Raw genomic sequence first — 21,020 nt, 5'->3', positions numbered from 1 at the left:
GACCTTTGCAAAATTCCTTTTCCCCCAACAGCTGAACCCCAACACAGGCTTTTGGCTGTCAGTAAATAGGTGAAGAGAGGTATTTTGCAGGGTCTCAGCTATTATCAAATTTTATTATCTCTTCCTTATAGCTCATTTGACGATACTGTTTTAAAACGTATAGCTTATCTGAAAACCGCTTGCCCATTTCTTTGATTGGAAAAAATCGGGTTTTTTCAATGCGCGGCCGGTAAATATATCGTAATGTAGGTTTCCGCCAAGCTTCATTTGTCCGCGTATCCCCATTGCTGTACCAGCTAAAGTTTGCCCCAACAACCATTGAGCGGATTGTCCTGAAACATGTCCCACATCAGCCCCAAAATAAAGTTGATGGCCTGGTTTAAATTGCCAACTCAAATCGTTGCGCCAATACCAGCCTCGCTCAGCCGACAAACTCATTTCACCATCAAAGCCACGCACGGTGTAGCGCCCACCGATCGCCAGTTTGTCTTGGGATGTGAGCAGAGTTTTGTTCCACTGTGCGTAAACAGATGTATCGTAGGCAAATAGCTGTTTACCGATTTGAAAAGGAATGTTTACATCAGCCGAAGCCGTCCAAATTTTCATACGTGACGAGCCTTCGTTAAAGGCTTCTTCGGGTGCGCGCAGAGCATCTTTCATGCCGGTACCGCGTTTATATTTCAACTTAAAATCTGCCGTACTGCGGCCGATATATTCTTTGTGGGAAAGTTCTGCCAACCAACCTGCAGTTTTACGCCTTTGTACAGTCAGTTCGGCATCATCAATATAGCTTTTTGTTTCCCTTGTCCACAGTTTTACACCGAGATAAGTTTTGCGTTTGGCATCACGATACAAAAGACGGTTGAAGCCGAAATCAGTATTATAACTTTTCCCATTATAATCATACACTTCTGATAATCCGGCAACTGCCTGATGGTAACGGTAGCCGTTATGATTGAATGCCCATGTCCATTTACCAAAAGGAACTGAATAATGTACTGCGTAATTGTTCGATCCGCTTTCTTTGCGATGGCCGTCAAAATTTTTCTCATTGGGCGTATCGCCAATTGAACGTCCATAATTTACATAAAACATATCACTCAGTCCAAAAGGATTGTCAGCAGAGAAAGTGATATTTCCTTGATATTTCCCCGTTGTTTTACTGCCTGAATTATCCACGCCTACACTTACACGGTAGGGCAACAAACGTTGCTGCCATTGCACCACAACATCACTTTGATTTGGTTCGTCCTCTACGGGAATGATTTGGATATCGACTTCTGCTGTTGGGAGCCGTTTGAGATTTTCCAGTCCTTGTTCTAAATCACGCAGATTCAACAGATTGTCTGAGCGGGAGGGAAATTTGTTTTGGAATGCTGCAATGCGTTCAGCATGGGTTTGGGCATCATTAGATCTATCGATTCGTATGAAGCGCAGATAGCCCGGCATCAGTGTTAATTGAAGCTTGCCACTATTCAAATTTTGTGGCGCAGCCAAAATACGTGTCGTGGTATACCCCCTGCCGATCAAAGCATTTTGCGCCAAAGACATGATTTGATTGATATCGCCCGCATGCAAACACTTGCCGGGAACAAAATGTGTTTGGCGCAAAGCCTGGTTGAGCGCAAATCGAAATTGAGCGGCTCCTTTACCTACCAATTCCACTTCAGAAATAGGAAAGCATGGGCTTGCTTCATCCGAATTTGCACTACCTGCCTGTGTTGCCATCTTCTCCCTACCTGTATCAGCATCATCTAAACGCACATCTTGTTCAGGCAACATCTGTTCACGCAGCTGCTTCTCCCGTTGACGCTGGAGAATATCCTGTTGTTGTGAAATGGCTTCGGGAGTGGGAGCGGCTGATGTTGGGACAGGAAAGGCAGCTATCAATGATAGGAATAATAGTGATAATGGAGGAAATATGGCTTGGGAGGAAAAGAAGGGGTTCATAGAATTAATTAAGTTAAATAATGTAAGTGGACAATTATAGTAATGACCAAAAAATAGACCTTATATTAGCTCTAGCAGATGAAAACTCGGTTGTATGTTTATTCATCTTACATTAGGCGGTTGCATATGGCAATTTCAAATGAAGTGTTACGACACATTTCATTTATCCGGTAAATTTCCTGCCATGCCTTATGCAATAAAATGTTTCGCACAATTGGGATGGCTTTCAATAGTCGGTATCGGTAAAAATAAATTTTTCGTCGGCTACACCAAATCCTCAAAAGCTCGTCTTCGTCATTAATTACGATATGCTTCAGTATCAGCCCTTTTTGAACCCACAGGAAGCAGGTAACGTGGATCAAGGTTATCAAAGTGCCTTCCTGATCCGTTAAAGTCATAAAGAATGTTTGGCTTCATCCCCGCAATATCATGGGTATCTCGTGGTTCAGAGATTTCCCCTTTCCATTCGAAGCACAATGTCGTCGATCGATTTCCAAGCTCGTGTACTGGGACTTCGCCAAACGCGCCCAAAAAATTCATCCCACCATCGTACTCCGTAATTTTAAATGGGGTATCAAACCTGCGGTTTGCTATTAACATATCAAACAACCTATCAATGTGTTCACGCCGTAGTAAAAGCATTAGTTTTCCTTATGTGTTATTTTTCATCCCAGCCCACGTTAAACACCGATCAAAATCGACAAAGGCAGATATTTTGTCTAAATAGCTCCAGTTTTAAGAGCTGTCAGCTACTAGATTGAATAGTACTAATTTTTCATAAATAAAAAAGCCCGCCGTAGGGGGCAAGAGAAAAATAGGCATGGCAATTTTGCAGGCTGCCGAAGGTGCCGGAAAAGTTGCCTAAGTCTGTTTTTCTCTTGGGGGCGTGGGGACGTTTCTGCCGAACCTTGAGAGGCGGTAACGGGGCTGCGGCGGGCGTTTCTTTCCGTTAATTTCCCTTCAGCATATAAAGGTCGTCTGAAATCGCCGTTTCAGACAACCTTTATATCTTAGTCATTGTAAATAACCTGCTCTACCGTCCACCATGTATGCGGATAAATAGCCTTGAAATCTTCAATTTCCCATTGAATTTCTTCATCATCAATACCTGTGTCATAGATATATTTTTTGTCAGAACCTATAAAATGTGTTGCTCTTATACAACCTTTTCTAATGCTCACTTCAATTTCAGAAACATTTTCCAACATTAATAGATTAATTAGGGCTTCGGTATCCAGCCTCGTTTCAGTTGGAATTTTACTTTTTAGGCATTCAGAAAACATTTTGTCATAATCCACTTTTTTCACATCTTGAATCATCACGCTTCTTCCTTTCCTTAAAACAAGACCAACTGTTCTTCCAAAGTCAACAAAGGGGCGGTTATCTTCGTTTCGTCTTGGCTGTGCTGTTTTGCGTCGAAAGCGGCTTTTTTGTCGGCTTCAATTTCGGCTTTCATATAGTCTTCAAAACCGCCACGCAACCAATGCACCGTCCGCCATGCCGTATGAAATTCGTTTTTTATACTGTCTCCATGTATGATTTTTGCGGGGATACCGTAAAAATGACATTGCACAAAACACATCCACACACATAAAACATCAATATCTACCGCAACCGCTGCCATATGTAAGCTTGGAATTTTTCCGCTATCGGCGATATGTTCGGCGAAAGCAAGCAGATTCGCACCACTGCCACAACATGGCTCAAGTAAAGAAACAAATCTTTTATTCTCCAGCTTCTCCACCGTGTCAATTCCCGCCAGTTTTGCCATCACTCTTGATATAGACATTGGCGTAAAAAACTGTCCGTTACGCTCGTTCGACGCTCCCAAGTCCATATAAAGCTCACCCAAAAAATCTTCGTAGCTTCCGACGTTCACCGCTCTAATGCAGCCCGAAGCCAAAACGCCCAACAGCTCAGGAAAGATTTTAAAAGCCTCTTCTTTATATTCTCGGCGGATAGTATGGTATCGTTCCTCGCGTATTTCCCAATCATCATCCCGCATATAACTATTAAAAATCGCAAGGGCTGCCAGCTCTACGAAATCACGAAAAACATCAGAGGGTTTGTATGCAGCACCAAACGAATAAATACGTTTTTTCAGCTCTTTAACAGTGTTGTCCATCTTCTTGCTCCCTATGGTTTCAGACGGCCTTTACCGCCTGAAACCGTGTACCATTACCACCAACTGTCATAAAACACTGCTTGTCCCGTAGCTATTGCTAGACGGGCATTTGCAATAAAGTTTTTAGTTTCTGTAATGTCTTCGGGATATATCTCATCGTCTCCAAAGAAAAAGCCCGGCGTGTATTCCAATTTTTCTTCATTTAAATCAGATTCCAGACGGTCTAAATCTTCAAGTTCTAGCCGAACAGTGCAGCAATTAAAGACTTCAGCTTTTCCGCCTTTTTGACGATATAAGTTTTCCATCCAACCATGAAGATGGTTAAATTTTCGCCAGTAGGCAAAATGATTCAGTGCTGCTTCTTCGCGTTCATCTTCACTCACATTCACATCGGTTTGACGGTCGCCGACAAACTCGGCTTTCATGGTATAGCCATACATATCTAATCCCATCTGATAGTCCTTTCATAAATGTTCATTCATAAATAAACAACCATCGGGGGCATCTGCCGCCGTGTTGTGATGTCGTTAAAAATTTCAAAGCGCAAAAAGTCCAGACTGGCTTTGTGCGGCTTTCATCTTTGTCCGGTGCGCCTTCTGTGGCGTGGTGGAAAAGGTGGAAGACGTGCAGAGACACTTGTCTTGGTCTGGACTTTTTGCGCTTTGAAATTTAGACATCAACCAACAACACGGCGGCAGATGCCCCCGATGGTTGTTCAAACCTTCAGCCGCTTTGCGGCGTTTCCGCCTTGTTGGGCGGAATTGAAAAACGCATTTAGTGCGTTTTTTGGCACTCGTTGCCTATCCTGCGTTGTAGTTAAAATTTATTGGTACTTAGCCAATATCCTTTTTTGAGAGAAGAAGTACGCGCGGAGAGGAGGTATTTGTTGTTTAATTGTTGTATATGTGTTGTTGTTTAGTTGTATATACGTTGTAAATAGGTTGTACAGTGGTTGTTTTAATGTTGTATATGTTGTTTTATTGTTGTAATAATGTTGTATTAATGTTGTAAATATGTTTGTATATTTGTTGTATAGATGTTGTTTAAATGTTGTTTTTAGTTGTTTATTATTGTAATAGGTTGTATTAATGTTGTATAAGTGTTGTATAGGTTGTAAAATAGGTTGTATTAATGTTGTTTTGATGTTGTAAGAGGTGTGTATGAGTGATTTAGAAGATTTCATCAAATCGTATGAAAAAAAATTGAGTCCAGGGAAACGATCCGTACTGGAGCCTTATAAAGATGAAATTTTAAAAATGAAGCAGCTTGGGTTTACTGAAAAACTAATATTGCAGTTTTTGGCTGAAAAGAAAAATGTAAGAGTAAGCCAACAGGCATTAAATCGATTCATCCGTTCCCGGCTTCAAAAAATGAATTTAGGAGCTGAAAAGAAGGTAGAAAAATCTCAAAATGATAATAAATTAACTAATTCAAAAAGCCCCGTTTCTGAACCTGAAAAGCCAAAAGAAACTTTGGCTCAATCCAATTTCGGAAAGAACAAATTTGATTGGCAAAATCCGATTAATCCAAAGGACTACAAATGAAAAAGCCGTCTGAATTTTCAGACGGCCTTTACTCAAAAAAATAATTTCAAATATGCTAAATCTTCGGGTGTATCAGCGGTAAAACTGCGCTTCCTCACAGGTTAATCTACACAAATTCCTCCTGTTCTGCCCTGTACATGTTTCTAACGATTTATCCACAAAACCTGTACATATCTCTCCCTCAAAAAGAGTCTATATCCTCTCAAACGTCAATATCCATCTACATCCATCATAAATTGCACAAAAAACAGTCAGGCGCGAGCCTGTAATATTTTTTGATAGTGGTCTGTGAAGGTGATCTTTGTATAAAGGCCGTCCTATACGGACAAAGTGCTATGTCCTCTAAAGCCAAAGTTCTTTGCTCATTATGTACAAACATAATATTTTCATATACTTATATTCAACATTAAAACTTATTCTTTAAATTTGATTCGGATAAAAATAGGTAAACGAAGCAGAAAAACAGCCCATCACATCTCAAATTGTTGAGAGAAACAGACAAAACAGCCTTTTAGGCGACATATCTACCGGCAAAAAGCGCAAAAAAAGCTGCCGGAGCAGCTTTGGGGCATGGCTGTGCCAACAGCCTGATGATGGTTACTGTTTTTTCTTATAGTAATTTTGGAGATTTTGACGATGAGGGTTGTCAGGATTCCGCTGTCCGTCTGTATCTGGAGGATGAACGGATTGTTTGATTTGTGCCTCATATTCCGCGAGTACCTTAAGGGCTTTTGCTTCAGGTGTCGGCTGTGAGGGGATAGGCGATCGGTCGGATGCGTAGAAGCCTGTCCAGCCGTTTAGAATGGCTTTTCGCATAGCAGCTTCCAAGTCGTAATTTTTATTTTTGAGGTCTTTGAGTTGGTTGAGCAGGATCTTTTTCTGCTTAATTGTGACTGACTTGCCTTTTTTGGCGCGCATTTTGAGGAAGTCATTCCAAAGATCGAGATTGATCCACTTTTCAAGACGGAAATTGTCGATGTCGAGATGGTAACGGCTGTTGAATTGCGGCACTGGTTTACCTTTGACAAGATAGCATAACTCTAACAGACGCTCTTTATTGAGCTGCCAGTGCATCCTGCCGTGTACACCTGCACGTCGGCATTGGATAATGCCTTTGCTGGATAGGAATTTTCTTGCCTTTTCATAGCCACGCCGTGTCAGTCCGAACTCATCGAACAGCTGGGAAGCGGTTTTATAAAACCAACCCTGACGTTTTGGTTCTTTATCGGCCACGTCGCTCCACCAAAACAGCCCTGACAATAATGTCGTTGCCTGAATATTGGAGCCGCACAAAAGCCCGAACTCGCGGTAAACCACGAAGTCCGTTGTTATGTGGTGGCGGATTTCGGCTGTGAGCATTGTTATTTGGTTTCAAACCGTTCTGGATAAAAAAGATGAACCTCCGTGAGTCCATCTTCTCTAAATAACTCAACCAGCTTTGCTGCCAAATCTCTATTCGGGATTTGTTTCGCTCTTTCAATTCTGGAAATATTCCCACTATCGCTGCCAACCAATTCGGCAACTTGTTCCAACGTCAGTTTTCGCCCTAGGCGAGCTAATTTTAAAGGTGAAGTCATAATCTGATTCCTACTAAAAACTTTTTTATTATGCGTTAAACGCAGAAAAATAACAAGGCTATTCTGCTTTCACAGCTTTGATGTATTTCACGCAGAATTAGAGAATGCAAGAATGGATATTGGACAAAACATTCGCGCTAGGCGAAAAGAATTAAAAATGACTCTTGAGCAATTAGCTCTTGAAATTGGTTCGGATACTGGTAACCTCTCAAGAATAGAAAGAGGTCAACAATCCTTGACTACTGAAAAGATAAGCGTAATTGCTAAAGCCTTAAACTGCTCCCCTGTTGACTTGATGTCATCTCATATAGCAAAGGATATTTCTCTTCCATCTGGCTATCATAGGATTCCTTTGTTAAATAAGCAGCAAATATTAGATTGGGATAAAATCCAAAGTCATGTTGAATTTTTAAAAATCGACGAATGGTTGATAACTGAAGAAATAATTTCAGCACAATCTTTTTCATTCGAGATAAATGATTTAAGCATGAGTCCGGATTTTCAGGTAGGCGATAAGATTATCTTAGACCCAACTTTGCAAGCCGAAGCTGGAGACTTTGTTTTGGCAACAAGTAATGCTCAGGATATTTTTTTCAGGAAATATCGTGCCCGTGGCATTATTGATGGAAAAAAAGTTTTTGAGTTATATCCATTAAATGAAGATTTTGAAATTTTCCATTCTTCCCACTCTGAGTTGAAAACGTTGGGGGTCATGGTTGAGCATCGAAAATATAGAAGAAAATAATTACACCTATCTTCAACCTGAATAATGATTTGCAAGGAGTTTCTGTAAATCCAAAGTTATTCTTGAATGAATCACTCTGTTATTCAGGAATAGTGGCCAATGCTCACGGATAATCTTCAACTGCCTAATAAAAAGGCCGTCTGAATTTTCAGACGGCCTTTTTATTTTCATTAAAATGCAAATTTGCACTTGACGCAGAAAATAATCTGCTTATAATACAAATATATTCTGCAAATAACGCAGAAAGATCTTTAAATATTTGGAACGAAGCAACCGGCCTTCGGAGATGTTTTGGCCTGAAAAGACTGAAACATCATGCGTAAAAAAGGTGATCGAGCCTTTGGGTAAATCGGACAAACGGTTGCAGGCAGCATCTGACCTGCCAAAAAAAATGCCGCGCATCCGGGTTGCCCAGTGGGGTCCGGTAACAGGCGGCAAGTTGGACGTATTTTTTAATCGGGACGTAATCCCGATGCAGCAGCGATAATCTGCGGACAAGCTGCAAAGTACATTTTGATTTTTATATTCCCCGCCGTGAGCGGGTATTTATCGGAAAAGTCCGGTAGGGCAAATGCCCAAATGTTCAGACGGCGCTACCCGTCTTTAAACATGTATCCAAATCCAAGCCCGCTTGTGCAAGAAGCGGGTTTCCGTTTGGGTTCATCTGAAATAATCAGATAGTTTATTATAGTTCAATGGTGTCATTATGACAAATGACGAAAAAACGCATTATAAGATAAATTTGTCTTAAAACATATTCCAAATTAGTTTTTTCTACCGCCTGGCTACATTATAGGGTGGCGGGCAACTCAGTGGCTCGGAGTAAAAAGACTGAGCGGTTCCGAAACCGTCCGTGTGTGATGTTCTGTACAAGCACTTTGCCTGTGAATCAGTAAGCAGTAGCGGGAGGGTAAAAATCGGCAGTATGGTATTTATCACACCCTACTGTTTTGAGCGATGTCCTGATAAGGCTGACTACCGGCAATAGGTCGGGGAGCAGGTGAAAGCCCTGCAATAATCTTCTGGAGATGAATGATAAGTGGACTGCTGCAATAAAATCAGACTGTCTATAATTTTAACATGGGCGTTGTTGCATTCATTCTATATATTCCGAGGCTGGAAAGAGTACGATAGGCAATCAGCTTTGACAACGATAGCCATCGGATTTCAGGTGTGGATTATATCGGAAATGATTATTTGGTTATCCTTGGATGTCGGCTCATGCCACGGTTGCTCCTCATGGTTTAGGTGATGGATATTCCTGCATCTCTATTTTGAGTGGATAGCTAAGTATGAATCGGTAACACGTTGTATCATCTTTTCGTATGGCAATACTACCTTGACTTGTTTTGCAGTCGGAATAGCTGTACGCATCCAACATGAGTGGCCAGCGATCATACTCGGTAGCTTTATCATATGCTTTGATAATAAGCCCCCACATAATTAAGAGTGTTATTGCATAGATACCTTTTTTAAAAGATTTAAATAACGGGGCATTTCTACCCTCTATCATGAGTTTGAGTATATGCCACAAGATTGGAAGTGTTAAAAACGTAATAGCAGTGATGATAGTCCATACAGAAATTGAATAGTTAAGATATTCGGGATAGATCCCATATTTGTGATTGAAATGATGGATCGAAATTATTTTGGCGATAAATAATGCAAGTGCTGAAGAAACAAATAGTTTCCACGTCCATTTAAATTTTATTGAGATTTCACTATGGTTTTCCCATAGCTGCCAAGCGGAAAATATCACGCATAAAAAAATAAATAGAGGCATACTTTTTATCAAAAGCGAGCCATAAACAACACTGATAGTAATATTTTCAAATAACTCTTTTTGATTGTTTTTCATGGGCATTTCTTGTTTCGTGTAAAGAGAAGATGTGGTAATCCAATCTTAACACGGGTAGAGAAATGCCCGCCTATTCTCAAGGTCGTCTGAAAATGGTTTCAGACGACCTTCACTTCATCTAAAAGCGAAAGGAAGTAACATGAAAAAGATCCGCAAGCCCGTTAAGCAAATCATTATTGGTACTTATCATAGTATGAGAGCCGCATCTAAACAGGTTGATCTGTTGATGAAAGGTAATGGTGATTTATGTGTGAATATCGTTCAGGATGGATGTAAGTTCCAAGTTCGCACAGTTGTTTGGCAATGAAAAAGCCGCTTTCATTCAAAAGCGGCTTTAAGTTTAGATGGATGATCTCGTAGGGGTACGCAGATTATCCTTTTTTTCGTCTTTTATTTCAATATGGAAAAGGTGTGTGTATGAAAAAATCTTTGGGTTTGTTAATTGCGGCGTTACTGGGAGCAGCGCCGGCGACTTATGCTGACGATGTGCTTACAGGCGATACGCGCTTGGCGTGTGAGGCAATTTTATGTCTGTCATCAGGTGATCGTCCAAGCGAATGTGCGTCTTCTATTAGACGATATTTTTCGATTCGCCACAAAAAATTGGGCAATACGATCAAGGCGCGTCGTAACTTTTTAAAAATGTGTCCGAGTAGTTCGGAAAGTGCCGAAATGTCGGGTTTGGTTGATGCAATTGCAAATGGAGCTGGCCGGTGTGATGCTCAAGAGTTGAACCGCATGATGCGTTATTCAAGGTTTGAGAAGGTATGCGAACAAAAAAACAAATATCGTTTTGGCCGACAATATACGTCTGATGAAAATTGCCAGATGGTTAAAAAGTTTTACGTCAGACCTGATAAACCGGAATACTGCAAGGCTTATTACGACCACGGATGGACGACTGCGGGCGATAAAGTACGATATGTCGGCGAAGAGAAGAATGGTGGTCGCTGGGTAGATATTCGTTAAATCTTCACTCCTGCTCTACATAGGCATAAATGTTTAGCAGCTTCGGCAGCCCTGCTATATAGGGCTGCTTTTTTTACAAACACAAACTTGTTCAGGGACGAGCAGGTTTCTTTTTGTAAAAAATCATTTGAACAAACGAAAGGTTATGCCATGAAAGAAGTCCATTTTATTGCACAAGGTAAAGGCGGCGTTGGTAAATCAACGATTGCAAGTTTTTTAGGTGACTACCTCAAAGCAAAAGCCAGTGGAGAGCAACTGCATTGCTTTGATACTGATCCCGTAAATCCTTCTTTTAGCCGTTTCTCGGCGTTAAATCCTGAAGTAATCGATATTTTAAATGACAGTAATAATATTGATTCCCGCTATTTTGATGGATTGATTGAGAAGCTGGTAAACGAGGAAGGTATTGCTGTCATTGACAACGGGGCTGCTACTTTTGTGCCATTGATGTCTTATATGGCAGAAAACGAAGTACCATCCTTCTTGGCCGAAAACGGTATCCGCATGATTATTCATGTACCACTTGTAGGTGGACAGGCTCTTGATGACTGTATTACAGGTTTGGTGCAAACGTTAAATGCTTTACAGGCTGAAGTGGTTATTTGGCTTAACGACTTTCAAGGTGTGGTAACTAAAGATAAACCGTTTGAAGAATTTGGTGTTTATAAGCAATACAAGGATCGTATTATCGGCGTGGTACATATTTCACATCGCAACCCTGATACGTTTGGTGCAGATATAAAGGAAATGACAACCAAAAACCTGACTTTAACTGAAGCACAAACTTCAGGTGAATTTGGCTTGATGCCTCGCCAACGTCTGCGTACGGTACAGCGTGAGTTGTATGAACAACTGGATCAAATAGAGTTTTTGGCTACTCAACGCCAACCGGAAAAATCAGAGGCATGATATGGGAAAAGCAGAAGTAGATGCCATTATTGCCGACGTGTTCCGGGTTTCAGGTATCAAACTTACAGCAGACGACCCGGTTATTGCTATTCTGTTGGTACAGGAAAGCCGGTTGAAAGCCTTGTTTGAAGAACAACGTAACCGTACTTGTGAGGATTTTGACGGAATTACTTCAGAAATCGAAGAACCGTTGAAAACGGCAGTTCAAATTGCTGAAGATTTGAAGACTTATCGTGAACAGATTATGGCAGATCTTCTAGCAGGGTATGGTAAAGAGCTAGCTGAAAGTGAAGGCAAGTTGTACGCCTCAATCCAAGCCAAAATTGACAAACAAATGAAGGGATACCTTGACGAAGTAACAACGAAGATAAACCGGTCATGGTTAGTTGCGGCACTGATTTTCTTCTGTTCCATACTTGTTCTGAAATTTGTTTAGGGAACTTTATGCTGATAGAGAAGAGTGTAGAAGTTGTTACCGTAAAAGTAAGCGCCCTGTTTAATCCAAAGGATGAACAGTTTCCTCACTTCCGTCTCGTTCCACTCGAAGCAGACAGGCAGGGTTATCTCTGCCTGCTGTTTTATATCGACCGAAACAACTTTTTAGTGTTGGAATCCCGTATCAAGCGATATGCGGCAGTTAGACGGCTGTCGCTACTACAGGAAAACGCGCCCTACACGGTTTATGAAATATCGAGGTAATCCATGAAGACATATGACGTGAAAGAAGCGGCTCAATACTGCAAATGCCATCCCGAAACTATACGGGAACATATCCGCTCCGGCCGTTTGGCAGCCTCCATGCCCGGACGGAAATACTGTATCACGCAGCCCGCACTTGACGCATTTATAAACGAACTGGAAAATGCGCGAATGCTGGCTTCACTCGAAAGTAGGAGTGAACAAAAATGCCGATCTATAAACGCGAAAATGGCGTCTATTACATTGACATCACAACGCAAAGCGGTCAAAGAATTAGACAATCTTCTCGCACCAAAGACAAAAATGAAGCCCAAAGGCTGCATGACAAACTGAAACATGAATTGTGGCAGCAGGAAAATTTCAACGAAAAACCGAAACGACTGTGGGATGAAGCGGCAGTTCGGTGGATTGAAGAGATGGGGGACAAGAAAAGCATCAGGGATGATATAAGCCGTTTGCGCTGTTTAGTTCATTTCAGAGGTATCTTCTTGCACCATATGAGCCGTGATTTCATCATGCAGACTATTAACCGCATGACTTGTTCGGATAGTACCAAAAATCGCTATCTTGCCTTAATCCGATCGATTTTGAATAAGGCGGAAAAAGAATGGGGCTGGCTGGACAATGTGCCTAAGTTGAAACTGTATCGTGAAGCCAAACGCCGTATCCGTTGGCTGAAGCATGAAGAAGCCCAAAAGCTGATTGATGCCCTGCCGGAGTATTTAGCTGATATGGCAGTGTTCAGCTTGGCGACAGGCTTGCGGCAACGCAATGTACTGGGGCTGAAGTGGTCGCAGATCAATCTAAGCCGCAAGACGGCATGGATTGAGGCCGACGAAGCCAAAGCAGGACGCGCTATCGGCGTTGCACTGAATCAGACGGCACTCGGTATATTGGAAAAACGGATGGGCAAACATCCATCTTTTGTTTTTACTCTACCAAACGGTAAACCCGTGAAAAGCATCAGCTCGCGTATTTGGAAAAACGCATTGTCTCAGGCAGGCATTGTTGATTTCAGATGGCACGATCTGAGGCATACATGGGCAAGTTGGTTGGTACAAGCCGGAGTTCCGCTCGCCGCTTTGCAGGAAATGGGTGGTTGGGAAAATGTCGGGATGGTTCAGAAGTATGCCCATCTAGCCCCCGAACATTTGCACGGACACGCGGCTATATTAGACAGTGTCGGTCTTGGTTTCGACACAAAACAGGCACACCCCAATATAGGCGGTGGCTAAGAAAAAAGCCTAAACAATTGTTTAGGCTTAGGAAAAGTGGTGGGTCGTGAGCGATTCGAACGCTCGACCAACGGATTAAAAGTCCGCTGCTCTACCGACTGAGCTAACGACCCGATAAGCTGTGCATTATAGGGAACTTGTTTCTTTTCGTCAACTATTTTTTTGAAATTTTTTTCAAAAAACGTAAATTGGCTGTTATTTGGCGTTAATTCTTCCTTTTTTGAGCATTTATTATGTTATGATTTTTGGGTCTGTCAGTTTTGACGGATATTTTTTAGACCAAAGGATATACAACATGAAAAAATTATTGATTGCTGCAATGATGGTAGCCGGCTTGGCGGCGTGTACACAAGAAGCGAAAAAAGAAACCCAAGAGGCGGCTTCTGCTGTTGCTTCCGATGTAAACGCTGCTGCTGAAAATGCAGCTTCTGCTGTTGATGCTGCTGCTTCTGAAGCCAAAGGTGCGGCTGAGCAAGCTGTTTCTGATGTTAAAGACGCTGCTGCAGATGCTAAAGCAACTGCGGATAAAGCAGTTTCTGACGCTAAAGATGCTGCCGGTAAAGCGGTTGAAGAAGCTAAAGAAGCTGTTTCTGATGCTAAGGATGCTGCCAAAGACGCAGCTAAAGACGCTATGGGTAAAGCAGCCGATGCGACTCAAGAAGCTGCCGACAAATTGAAAGACGCTGCTAAATAAGCTGGTGTTTGATATTTGAAAAGGCCGTCTGAAATGTTCAGACGGCCTTTTTATATCGGCAGATTATTTTTTCTCTTGCTGACGCGTGTACACCAAAGAAGTCAGGATGGACGCGCCCAGTGCGCCGAAGACGACGGACAGGGAAATGGAAATCGGGATATGTACCCAGTGCATAATCAGCATCTTGATACCGATAAAGCTCAACACGAAAGCCAAGCCGTATTTGAGGAAAATAAAGCGTTCGGCAAAGTCTGCCAGTAAGAAGTACATGGCACGCAGGCCCAAAATGGCAAAAATGTTGGAAGTGAGGACGATGAAAGGGTCAGTGGTTACGGCGAAAATAGCAGGGATGCTGTCCACGGCGAAGATGATGTCGCTCAATTCGATCATAATCAATACCAGCAAAAGCGGCGTAGCGATACGTTTGCCGTTCTCGATGGTAAAGAATTTTTCACCGTCAAACTGTTGGCTGGTCGGGATGACTTTTTTGAGCAGGGTTAGGATCTTGTTTTGGGAAAGGTCTTCCTCAACTTCGGCTTCGGGCTTCATCATGTGAATGCCGGTGTATAAGAGGAATGCGCCGAAGAGGTACAAAATCCATTCAAATTGTTGTACCAAGGCTGCGCCGATGAAGATCATGATGGCGCGCAGGACGATGGCGCCGAATACGCCATAGAGTAAGACGCGGTGTTGGAATTTGGGTTCTACTTTGAAGTAGCCGAAAATCATCAGGAAAACGAAGATGTTATCGACGGCAAGGGATTTTTCGAGTACATAGCCGGTGAAGAATTCGAGGACTTTTTCTTTGGCGACAACGGCCCCGTAAGTCGGGTTGCCCGCCAGTTCAAAATAGAGCCAGCCTGCAAACGTGCAGGATACGGCCACCCAAATGCCGCTCCAGGCGAGGGCTTCTTTTATGCTGACTTTGTGGGCGCCGTTTTTTTTCAGCGATACCATATCGATGGCGATCATGATTGAGACGGCAATAAAGAAGATGCCGTAAAACATCGGCGAGCCGACGGACGGGTATTGGGTCATAAACAATCCTTGTGTGTGGGGTATGGGTAAGGTTTACCAAGACAGGTAGAACATCGCCTTGGCAAAAAAGACGATAAACAGCATATGGCTGAATACGACGGCGTGTATGTATTTCGACCAGCCGACGGTGAGGGTGTGCCGTGCCATTTTGACGACGGCGATGGCAAAATGTACCAAAACGCTTATTGCCAACAGGATTTTGATGCTCAGCATGATGCCGAAAGAGCTGTCAAATGGGTGGTGAAGTATCGGCAGGTAGCGGTTGTACACCATCACGATGCCGCTGATGAACAAGGTAATGACGACAGGCGGCATTACGCGGACGGCACGATAGGACATGGCACGTTCGACTTCGCGGCGCGATTCGCGCGAAACGCGGCCGGTGTGCAAAACGGAGAGAACCAGCATTTCGAAAAATACGCCGCCGACAAAGGCAATCGCGCAATAAACGTGGATGATGTGTGCCAGTGCGTAGATACTCATGACGGGTGTTTCCGGTAATTCAGACAAGTCGTCATTGTATCACTACCGAATGCGGTTGATGTATGCGCAATTTTATGCCAAATATATTAAATTTTATAAATATTCTATTGGAATTTCCGTTTGTTTTTGAAGTTAACCGTTCATCAAGGGCGTTATCTTAGTTTAATCTGTCTTTACTTATCAGAAAATATATTAATGAAAGGTTGTGCCATACTGCTCCATATACAGCTTAACCCCTGATGGAGAATCAAACCATGAAGAAAACTTTTGCAAAAACTGTGACCTTGATCATGCTGGCCGCTTCTTTGGGTGCATGTGCCAATATGACCCAAACCCAACGCAACACTGCTGCTGGTGCGGTATTGGGTGGCGTGGCAGGTAACTTGATTGGTGGCGATACCGGTTCTACCTTGGGTGGCGCGGCTTTGGGTGGCGTTATCGGCAGTCAGGTTCATACCCGCTACTAATCCTTTATTCGGTTAAAAATAAAAAGGCCGTCTGAACATTCAGACGGCCTTATATATTGCGTTCCATCAGGGGCGCATATTCTTAATTCTTGTAAAGCCCCTTAACTAAGCCAGTGAAGGGGCTTTAATCATGCTTATTTTCTACACCGTAAATCCAGAACCAGTATCTTTTCCAAAGGCGTATATCCTCAAGGTATTCAAGGATATAGATGATGAATCTCAATGTGTCAAAACCCTTTGCTTTCCTATTTCTTATCCAGCTTTAAAAAACAAAGCTGAAAACGCTGCAAATGAATGCGGAAGACTTTTAGTAAGGGAATTGATGAATGAGGAATGTAGCCGTGAAATCTTGGGAAGATAAAGCCGTGGCGGTAGGCGCAGATATGGCGGCCGCTTTAGCGGACGGCAATCCTGCGCCAACCGCCGAAGGCTGCCCCCCTAGGCTAATAGGGGGGGAGCAAAATAAAACCCCTAATCCGAAGGGTGCGGAAAAATCGGATAACCAAGACTTTGAGTTTGAATATTTCAGCCATTTTGTATCGGATGGAAAAGGCAAATTCATCGAAATACCGTTAAGACGTGGAAGGGATGACGGCGCATTTATTGACCAAATCACTTTAACGATTCACGAAGACAGTTTGCCCAAAGTAACAGGTAAAGGATTGGTTTCAGATACAGAATTTGTTGTGAAGTATAGCGAGCTGTTAGAAGAAATTTTAGGTTTTGGCATTACCCAAAAACTACCGTTCAAAGGAAAGTTTTTCTATAAAAGCTGTTACCAACTTGGCCCGGATAACGTCGAATATGGCAAGGTTCATTATGGCGGTCAGCGAGAAACAATGCTGGTTGAATTGAATGGTACAGGTTGTCAGGCTGCTATACCCGGTTGGGAAAACCGACTGTATGAGTTTTTAAGTAAGTGCATACGTCCAAAAATTACCCGTGTTGACGTCGCCCATGATTTCTTTAACGGCGAATACACACCCGATCAGGCATTACTTGATCATGATAACGGTCATTTTGACGTTCATAACATGAGGCCAAAAAGCGAATGCCGCGGTACTGCATGGCGTAATGATGATGGTAGCGGCAAAACCTTTTATGTAGGCAAACGCGGAAATTCCAAATTTACCCGTGTTTATGAGAAAGGAAAACAATTCGGCGATGTCAACAGTCCATGGGTCAGGTTTGAAACTGAATTTCGGGCAGGCGATATAGAAATACCCTTAGATGTTTTGATTTATCCCGGTTCGTATCTTGGTGGTGCTTATCCGATATGTACGGCGATATTCAAAACAGAATCCAAGCGGATGGATGCCAAGACAGAAACAGTAAATCTATCTTTCGATCATAAACTGTTCCATGCGCGTAATCAGGTTGGAAAGATGGTTAATTTCCTCCGCGATATAGGCTGGGATGATACAAAAATTGTCGATGAACTTGTAAAAGGCATTGAAGGTTATCCCAAAGGTTTACAACCTGAACAATACGACTGTAGAGATCAGACACAAAAGATTCAGTATATACACGAAGAGCAAAAAGCAATTGATGATTTGAACATGCAAACATTACTTGATGATTTGCTTGATGAGAAAGAAACCGCATTCCCACAAGACAGGGAAAAACAACACATTCGAGACATTGAACTCGAAGAGAAAATTATTTCAAATTTTTTAAACAAGTAAAGGAAATTCAAAATGTTTGAGCAAAGCCAAGTAACCACGTATTCAGCAACTCTTTTGGGTGCAAAACAATTTAAAGGCGAAATCGACGGTAACAAAATCGATTCTTGCACAGTTTTGGTAGCCAGCCCCATGCCGTCAAACGGCAATGCTGTGGGTTTTACCGCAGCAAGCATGAAATTTGGCGATAGCCATAATTTCGACAAGCTGAAAAATCTTAAATTCCCATGCGCGGTTGATGTAACCGTAGCAATGGAATCAACAGGTAAAGGCCTTGTTCCTAAATTGCTTGATTTCCAAGTTAAAGGCGCAACGCCCAAAGCCTAAGAAAGGCTGAATCATGAGTAAGTATCAGCAAAAATTTATTGTTCAAGAACTCGAAAATCATGAATTCATCTATCCCGATCCATTCGGCGATATTGGTTTCACGCCTAACATTAAATCTGCCGGGCAATATGAAAGTTATGAAGATGCTTTCAATTCGGCGATTGAAGAAATCGGCGGAGAATTTTTAATTTTCAGTTTTTATACAAAAGAAGATTAAGTTTAAGAGGCTCGGCGGGCGGTCTCTAAAACCTTCACATAGCCCGCAAACACATTTTTTTAAACATTTCGTAAAGGAAAACATCATGAAATTGATGAACACTTGCCGTAAATACGGCGCAAAACTGGCCGTTGTTGCCGCTGCTCCCCTGGCTTTGGCTACACAAGCCTACGCCGCTCTTGATGAAGGTGCAAAATCATCTATTGAAGCCGCTAAAACTGACGGCCTCGAAGCAGGTTGGTTGGTAGTCGGCGTCTTTGCCGCCCTGTTCGTGATTGCCATCGTTAAACGCTTGTTGCGCTAATAGGTAATTAAGATGTACTACCAAGTCGGGAATAAATGTCTTGAGCAAAGCCAAGCTGAAAACGTCTATTTCAGCTTGGTAGTACCTCAAATAACCCAAGACGGCAAAATCATCAAACCTGAATACAACGGCACATTATGGAAACTGAACGGACAGACGATTAAAGCCGATTTGCCAAAATGCGATCCAAGTGACAATTTGAAAAGCGGTTTGGAAACAGGCTGGCTTTTATTCGGCGTGATGGCCGCTGTGTATTTCGTATCCATTTTGAAAAGGGTTCTTAGATGATGGATTACTATTTTTACTTGGGGCTGGCGGTACCTGTTTTGATAGGGGCGATTTTATTTAAGGATTGATACCCTATTCGGGTAATGGCAAAATCTAACTTTCAGCAAAAATTACGAAAGTTAGCATTATGTTTATTAGAATTTTTAATCTTGTTTTTTTTATTATATATACATTTCATTTTTTAAATATTATTTTTATTCCTAATGAAATTAGATATTCAATTATGGCATTGTATCTAGTTATTAATTTATTAGGTTTTATTCAAAAAAAATCTAAATCTAATATTAAATTTTCTGATAATGATGACTTTTATTTAATGAATACAATTCCAAAAAAACCAAGCCCTAAAGATCCTGATATGGTTAAGTTTATGTCTGATTTAAATGAATCCATAGAGAATAAGAAAATAGAGAAAATAAAAGTTAAAAATGAATAAATTTATCATTCCGTTATTAGTTTTATTTACTTCTAGCTTTGCTATTGCTGGCGAAATTCAAGTTAATAATTCAAAGAATATTACTTATACAAAACAACATACTGAACATTGGGATAAAAAACCGTGGGCGCGTTCTGTATCTGATAATTCGTATAGAAAATTCCAAACCGAGGCAATGAAGGCTAGATATGAAGGCTATTTGTCAAAACAAACTGTAAGTGCAACTGTTGAAGCCCAAGTATCCCGAAAAGCCGTTCTTTCAGGCGCATTTAAACTTGTAAAAAGTGGCGCAGCTTTAGGTTCTCGTTTAAGCGGTTGGGGTACAGCTGCTTATTTTGCTTACGAAGCTTATCAAGCTGTTAAATCTGATCTTGAATCTGAAGGTTATAAGTATGATGAAAGTTCTAAAGAATTTTTAAAAGCTTACGCGGATGCATTATGTCAAGATGACCCTGTTATCCAATCCTGTGTAGGTGTTGATTCATCTGTTGTTCGTGCTTTGTCTTTAGGAGGTAAAAGTGAAAAGGAAGCTCAGCAGCTTCTTATTATGCAGGTTGAAAAAGATTTCAAAAATGTTTTCCCAAAAATAAAAGAAAAAAGATATCCAGATGCCCATTTTCAATTTTGTTTTTGGTCTGAAGGTGTTTCTTGTCAAATTAGTAGTGGTACAAGATTTTTTTATGCTCCACAAAAAGGGTTACATAGAGAATTTCTTGATGAAGATAAATTTCTCCAAATTGCTACCTCTTCAATTGACCGTAATCCTACCCCCTTTGTTGAAGGCGCTGGTAAACCTGAATACAAAGAAAATATCAAAGTCCCTGCCGGTACAGTCGTAACCATTGGCCCTTTCACACCCGAAAACGGCAAGCCGGTGCAAATTACAATTACTTTCGGTCAAGATTCAAACGGCAATACGACCGCTAATGTTGCTACAACTCAACGTCCTGATTTAACACCGGGCGGATCTGAAGCACCCAATACCAAGCCTGATCCAGATCCTAATCCTAATCCCGATGGAAAGCCCGATAAAAAACATGATGATAAACCCGATTCAGATGATAAGCCTGATAAACGTCCAGATGATAAACCTGATCCGGATGATGATCCATCTGATAAAGATAAAAGAAAAGAAGATAAAAAAGATGACAAGAAAGAAGAATCAAAAGGCTTACTTTGTGATTTTTTTCCAGATATTTTAGCCTGTGACAAAATGGGCAAGCCTGAAGAGGGAATGTTTGACGCTATAAGTATTCCTCAAACTACCGATGATAGGACATGGTCGTCAGACGATTTCCTACCGCCAAATGGCGTTTGTCCTCAACCCAAAAGTTTCAACATTTGGGGAAAGCCGGTACAAATCAGCTATGAACCGCTCTGCGTTTTCATGGAAAAAGTCCGTTTTGCTGTTCTGCTCGGATTCATTATCATGTCAGCTTTTATTGTTTTTGGGTCTTTGAGGAAATAAGAGGT

29 protein-coding genes and 1 tRNA gene are annotated in these 21,020 nt (G+C 41.8%); 19 read left to right on the top strand and 11 right to left on the bottom strand.

The features are described from left to right. Window positions 1-150: 150 nt before the first annotated feature. From LPB400_RS00940 to LPB400_RS00920, 5 genes are all read right to left on the bottom strand, one after another. Window positions 151-1,950, bottom strand: a complete 1,800-nt coding sequence (locus LPB400_RS00940; RefSeq protein WP_219089132.1) for a ShlB/FhaC/HecB family hemolysin secretion/activation protein — start codon at window positions 1,948-1,950, stop codon at window positions 151-153. 297 nt (window positions 1,951-2,247) lie between these two features. After that, on the bottom strand, window positions 2,248-2,592 hold the full coding sequence (locus tag LPB400_RS10955; protein ID WP_225905458.1) for a hypothetical protein: 345 nt from the start codon (window positions 2,590-2,592) through the stop codon (window positions 2,248-2,250). 368 nt (window positions 2,593-2,960) lie between these two features. Continuing rightward, window positions 2,961-3,272 carry a hypothetical protein gene (locus tag LPB400_RS00930; RefSeq protein ID WP_225905459.1) on the bottom strand — a complete coding sequence of 104 codons (312 nt, stop codon included), beginning with the start codon at window positions 3,270-3,272 and terminating at the stop codon, window positions 2,961-2,963. Window positions 3,273-3,286: 14 nt separating this feature from the next. Continuing rightward, on the bottom strand, window positions 3,287-4,075 hold the full coding sequence (locus tag LPB400_RS00925; RefSeq protein WP_107769499.1) for an N-6 DNA methylase: 789 nt from the start codon (window positions 4,073-4,075) through the stop codon (window positions 3,287-3,289). 53 nt (window positions 4,076-4,128) lie between these two features. Next, window positions 4,129-4,527: a phosphoglycerate kinase gene (locus tag LPB400_RS00920; protein WP_070829814.1), complete on the bottom strand. Its 399-nt coding sequence runs from the start codon at window positions 4,525-4,527 to the stop codon at window positions 4,129-4,131. Between the two features lie 708 nt (window positions 4,528-5,235). On the opposite strand from LPB400_RS00920, the gene LPB400_RS00915 reads away from it, so the two are divergent. Continuing rightward, window positions 5,236-5,619 carry a hypothetical protein gene (locus LPB400_RS00915; protein WP_070814583.1) on the top strand — a complete coding sequence of 128 codons (384 nt, stop codon included), beginning with the start codon at window positions 5,236-5,238 and terminating at the stop codon, window positions 5,617-5,619. A 597-nt stretch (window positions 5,620-6,216) separates the two neighbouring features. Here LPB400_RS00915 and LPB400_RS00910 read toward each other — a convergent pair. Together LPB400_RS00910 and LPB400_RS00905 are read right to left on the bottom strand one after the other, a co-directional pair. Continuing rightward, the gene (locus LPB400_RS00910) at window positions 6,217-6,978 is read right to left on the bottom strand and encodes a hypothetical protein (protein WP_107769498.1); all 762 of its coding nucleotides are present in this window, start codon (window positions 6,976-6,978) and stop codon (window positions 6,217-6,219) included. A gap of 2 nt (window positions 6,979-6,980) precedes the next feature. Then, entirely contained in the window at window positions 6,981-7,196 is a 216-nt protein-coding gene (locus tag LPB400_RS00905) for a helix-turn-helix transcriptional regulator (protein ID WP_049351607.1), read from the bottom strand. 112 nt (window positions 7,197-7,308) lie between these two features. Here LPB400_RS00905 and LPB400_RS00900 point away from each other — a divergent pair, with 112 nt between their 5' ends. Further along, window positions 7,309-7,941 (top strand): LexA family transcriptional regulator, encoded by a 633-nt coding sequence (locus tag LPB400_RS00900; protein WP_107769497.1) that lies wholly within the window; start codon window positions 7,309-7,311, stop codon window positions 7,939-7,941. Window positions 7,942-9,178: 1,237 nt separating this feature from the next. Here the strand turns inward: LPB400_RS00900 and LPB400_RS00895 are convergent. After that, complete coding sequence (locus tag LPB400_RS00895) at window positions 9,179-9,799, bottom strand: hypothetical protein (RefSeq protein WP_070814584.1); 621 nt, start codon at window positions 9,797-9,799, stop codon at window positions 9,179-9,181. A 139-nt stretch (window positions 9,800-9,938) separates the two neighbouring features. Here LPB400_RS00895 and LPB400_RS00890 point away from each other — a divergent pair, with 139 nt between their 5' ends. The 7 genes from LPB400_RS00890 (at window position 9,939) to LPB400_RS00860 (ending at window position 13,611) form a co-directional block, all read left to right on the top strand. After that, window positions 9,939-10,106 (top strand): hypothetical protein, encoded by a 168-nt coding sequence (locus tag LPB400_RS00890; RefSeq protein ID WP_164836862.1) that lies wholly within the window; start codon window positions 9,939-9,941, stop codon window positions 10,104-10,106. A 110-nt stretch (window positions 10,107-10,216) separates the two neighbouring features. Continuing rightward, window positions 10,217-10,768, top strand: coding sequence for a TrbM/KikA/MpfK family conjugal transfer protein (locus tag LPB400_RS00885; RefSeq protein ID WP_049351571.1), 552 nt, complete (start codon window positions 10,217-10,219; stop codon window positions 10,766-10,768). Between the two features lie 150 nt (window positions 10,769-10,918). Continuing rightward, window positions 10,919-11,677, top strand: a complete 759-nt coding sequence (locus tag LPB400_RS00880; RefSeq protein WP_070829807.1) for a conjugal transfer protein TraL — start codon at window positions 10,919-10,921, stop codon at window positions 11,675-11,677. A gap of 1 nt (window position 11,678) precedes the next feature. Next, window positions 11,679-12,113, top strand: coding sequence for a hypothetical protein (locus tag LPB400_RS00875; protein ID WP_070814587.1), 435 nt, complete (start codon window positions 11,679-11,681; stop codon window positions 12,111-12,113). Window positions 12,114-12,121: 8 nt separating this feature from the next. Then, a complete protein-coding gene (locus LPB400_RS00870; RefSeq protein WP_070814588.1) occupies window positions 12,122-12,376 on the top strand; it encodes a lipopolysaccharide heptosyltransferase in 255 nt (84 codons plus the stop codon). 3 nt (window positions 12,377-12,379) lie between these two features. Then, window positions 12,380-12,709, top strand: a complete 330-nt coding sequence (locus LPB400_RS00865; RefSeq protein WP_083301548.1) for a helix-turn-helix domain-containing protein — start codon at window positions 12,380-12,382, stop codon at window positions 12,707-12,709. Further along, window positions 12,619-13,611 (top strand): tyrosine-type recombinase/integrase, encoded by a 993-nt coding sequence (locus LPB400_RS00860; RefSeq protein ID WP_234395997.1) that lies wholly within the window; start codon window positions 12,619-12,621, stop codon window positions 13,609-13,611. The genes LPB400_RS00865 and LPB400_RS00860 overlap by 91 nt, the downstream gene beginning before the upstream one ends. A 37-nt stretch (window positions 13,612-13,648) precedes the next feature. Here the strand turns inward: LPB400_RS00860 and LPB400_RS00855 are convergent. Further along, window positions 13,649-13,724 (bottom strand) — tRNA-Lys (locus tag LPB400_RS00855). 182 nt (window positions 13,725-13,906) lie between these two features. On the opposite strand from LPB400_RS00855, the gene LPB400_RS00850 reads away from it, so the two are divergent. Next, window positions 13,907-14,305 (top strand): Ag473 family lipoprotein, encoded by a 399-nt coding sequence (locus tag LPB400_RS00850; protein WP_070645672.1) that lies wholly within the window; start codon window positions 13,907-13,909, stop codon window positions 14,303-14,305. Between the two features lie 63 nt (window positions 14,306-14,368). Here the strand turns inward: LPB400_RS00850 and LPB400_RS00845 are convergent, their stop codons facing one another. Further along, window positions 14,369-15,343: a TerC family protein gene (locus LPB400_RS00845; protein ID WP_107769496.1), complete on the bottom strand. Its 975-nt coding sequence runs from the start codon at window positions 15,341-15,343 to the stop codon at window positions 14,369-14,371. Between the two features lie 33 nt (window positions 15,344-15,376). Continuing rightward, complete coding sequence (locus LPB400_RS00840) at window positions 15,377-15,826, bottom strand: CopD family copper resistance protein (protein ID WP_049330770.1); 450 nt, start codon at window positions 15,824-15,826, stop codon at window positions 15,377-15,379. Between the two features lie 254 nt (window positions 15,827-16,080). Between LPB400_RS00840 and LPB400_RS00835 the strand changes: the two genes are divergently transcribed. From LPB400_RS00835 to LPB400_RS00795, 9 genes are all read left to right on the top strand, one after another. After that, window positions 16,081-16,293, top strand: a complete 213-nt coding sequence (locus LPB400_RS00835; protein ID WP_003684747.1) for a glycine zipper 2TM domain-containing protein — start codon at window positions 16,081-16,083, stop codon at window positions 16,291-16,293. A gap of 130 nt (window positions 16,294-16,423) precedes the next feature. Then, on the top strand, window positions 16,424-16,654 hold the full coding sequence (locus tag LPB400_RS00830; RefSeq protein WP_219089129.1) for a hypothetical protein: 231 nt from the start codon (window positions 16,424-16,426) through the stop codon (window positions 16,652-16,654). 22 nt (window positions 16,655-16,676) lie between these two features. Next, entirely contained in the window at window positions 16,677-17,978 is a 1,302-nt protein-coding gene (locus LPB400_RS00825; protein WP_219089657.1) for a replication initiation factor domain-containing protein, read from the top strand. Window positions 17,979-17,990: 12 nt separating this feature from the next. Continuing rightward, complete coding sequence (locus LPB400_RS00820) at window positions 17,991-18,302, top strand: hypothetical protein (RefSeq protein WP_070836706.1); 312 nt, start codon at window positions 17,991-17,993, stop codon at window positions 18,300-18,302. 13 nt (window positions 18,303-18,315) lie between these two features. Further along, entirely contained in the window at window positions 18,316-18,519 is a 204-nt protein-coding gene (locus LPB400_RS00815; protein ID WP_063075624.1) for a hypothetical protein, read from the top strand. Window positions 18,520-18,604: 85 nt separating this feature from the next. After that, a complete protein-coding gene (locus LPB400_RS00810; RefSeq protein WP_107810723.1) occupies window positions 18,605-18,823 on the top strand; it encodes a major capsid protein in 219 nt (72 codons plus the stop codon). 12 nt (window positions 18,824-18,835) lie between these two features. Continuing rightward, entirely contained in the window at window positions 18,836-19,111 is a 276-nt protein-coding gene (locus tag LPB400_RS00805) for a hypothetical protein (protein ID WP_219089127.1), read from the top strand. 223 nt (window positions 19,112-19,334) lie between these two features. Beyond that, on the top strand, window positions 19,335-19,547 hold the full coding sequence (locus tag LPB400_RS00800; protein WP_225905460.1) for a hypothetical protein: 213 nt from the start codon (window positions 19,335-19,337) through the stop codon (window positions 19,545-19,547). Continuing rightward, window positions 19,540-21,015 (top strand): IgG-binding virulence factor TspB family protein, encoded by a 1,476-nt coding sequence (locus tag LPB400_RS00795; RefSeq protein ID WP_219089123.1) that lies wholly within the window; start codon window positions 19,540-19,542, stop codon window positions 21,013-21,015. Before LPB400_RS00800 ends, LPB400_RS00795 begins: the two co-directional genes overlap by 8 nt. Window positions 21,016-21,020: the final 5 nt, after the last annotated feature.

This window comes from Neisseria perflava (assembly GCF_019334725.1).
In the GTDB taxonomy this organism is placed as follows: Bacteria; Pseudomonadota; Gammaproteobacteria; order Burkholderiales; family Neisseriaceae; genus Neisseria; species Neisseria subflava_A.
The sequence above is the reverse complement of the archived record's forward strand: the minus strand, read 5'-3'. Positions and strand labels throughout refer to the sequence as shown.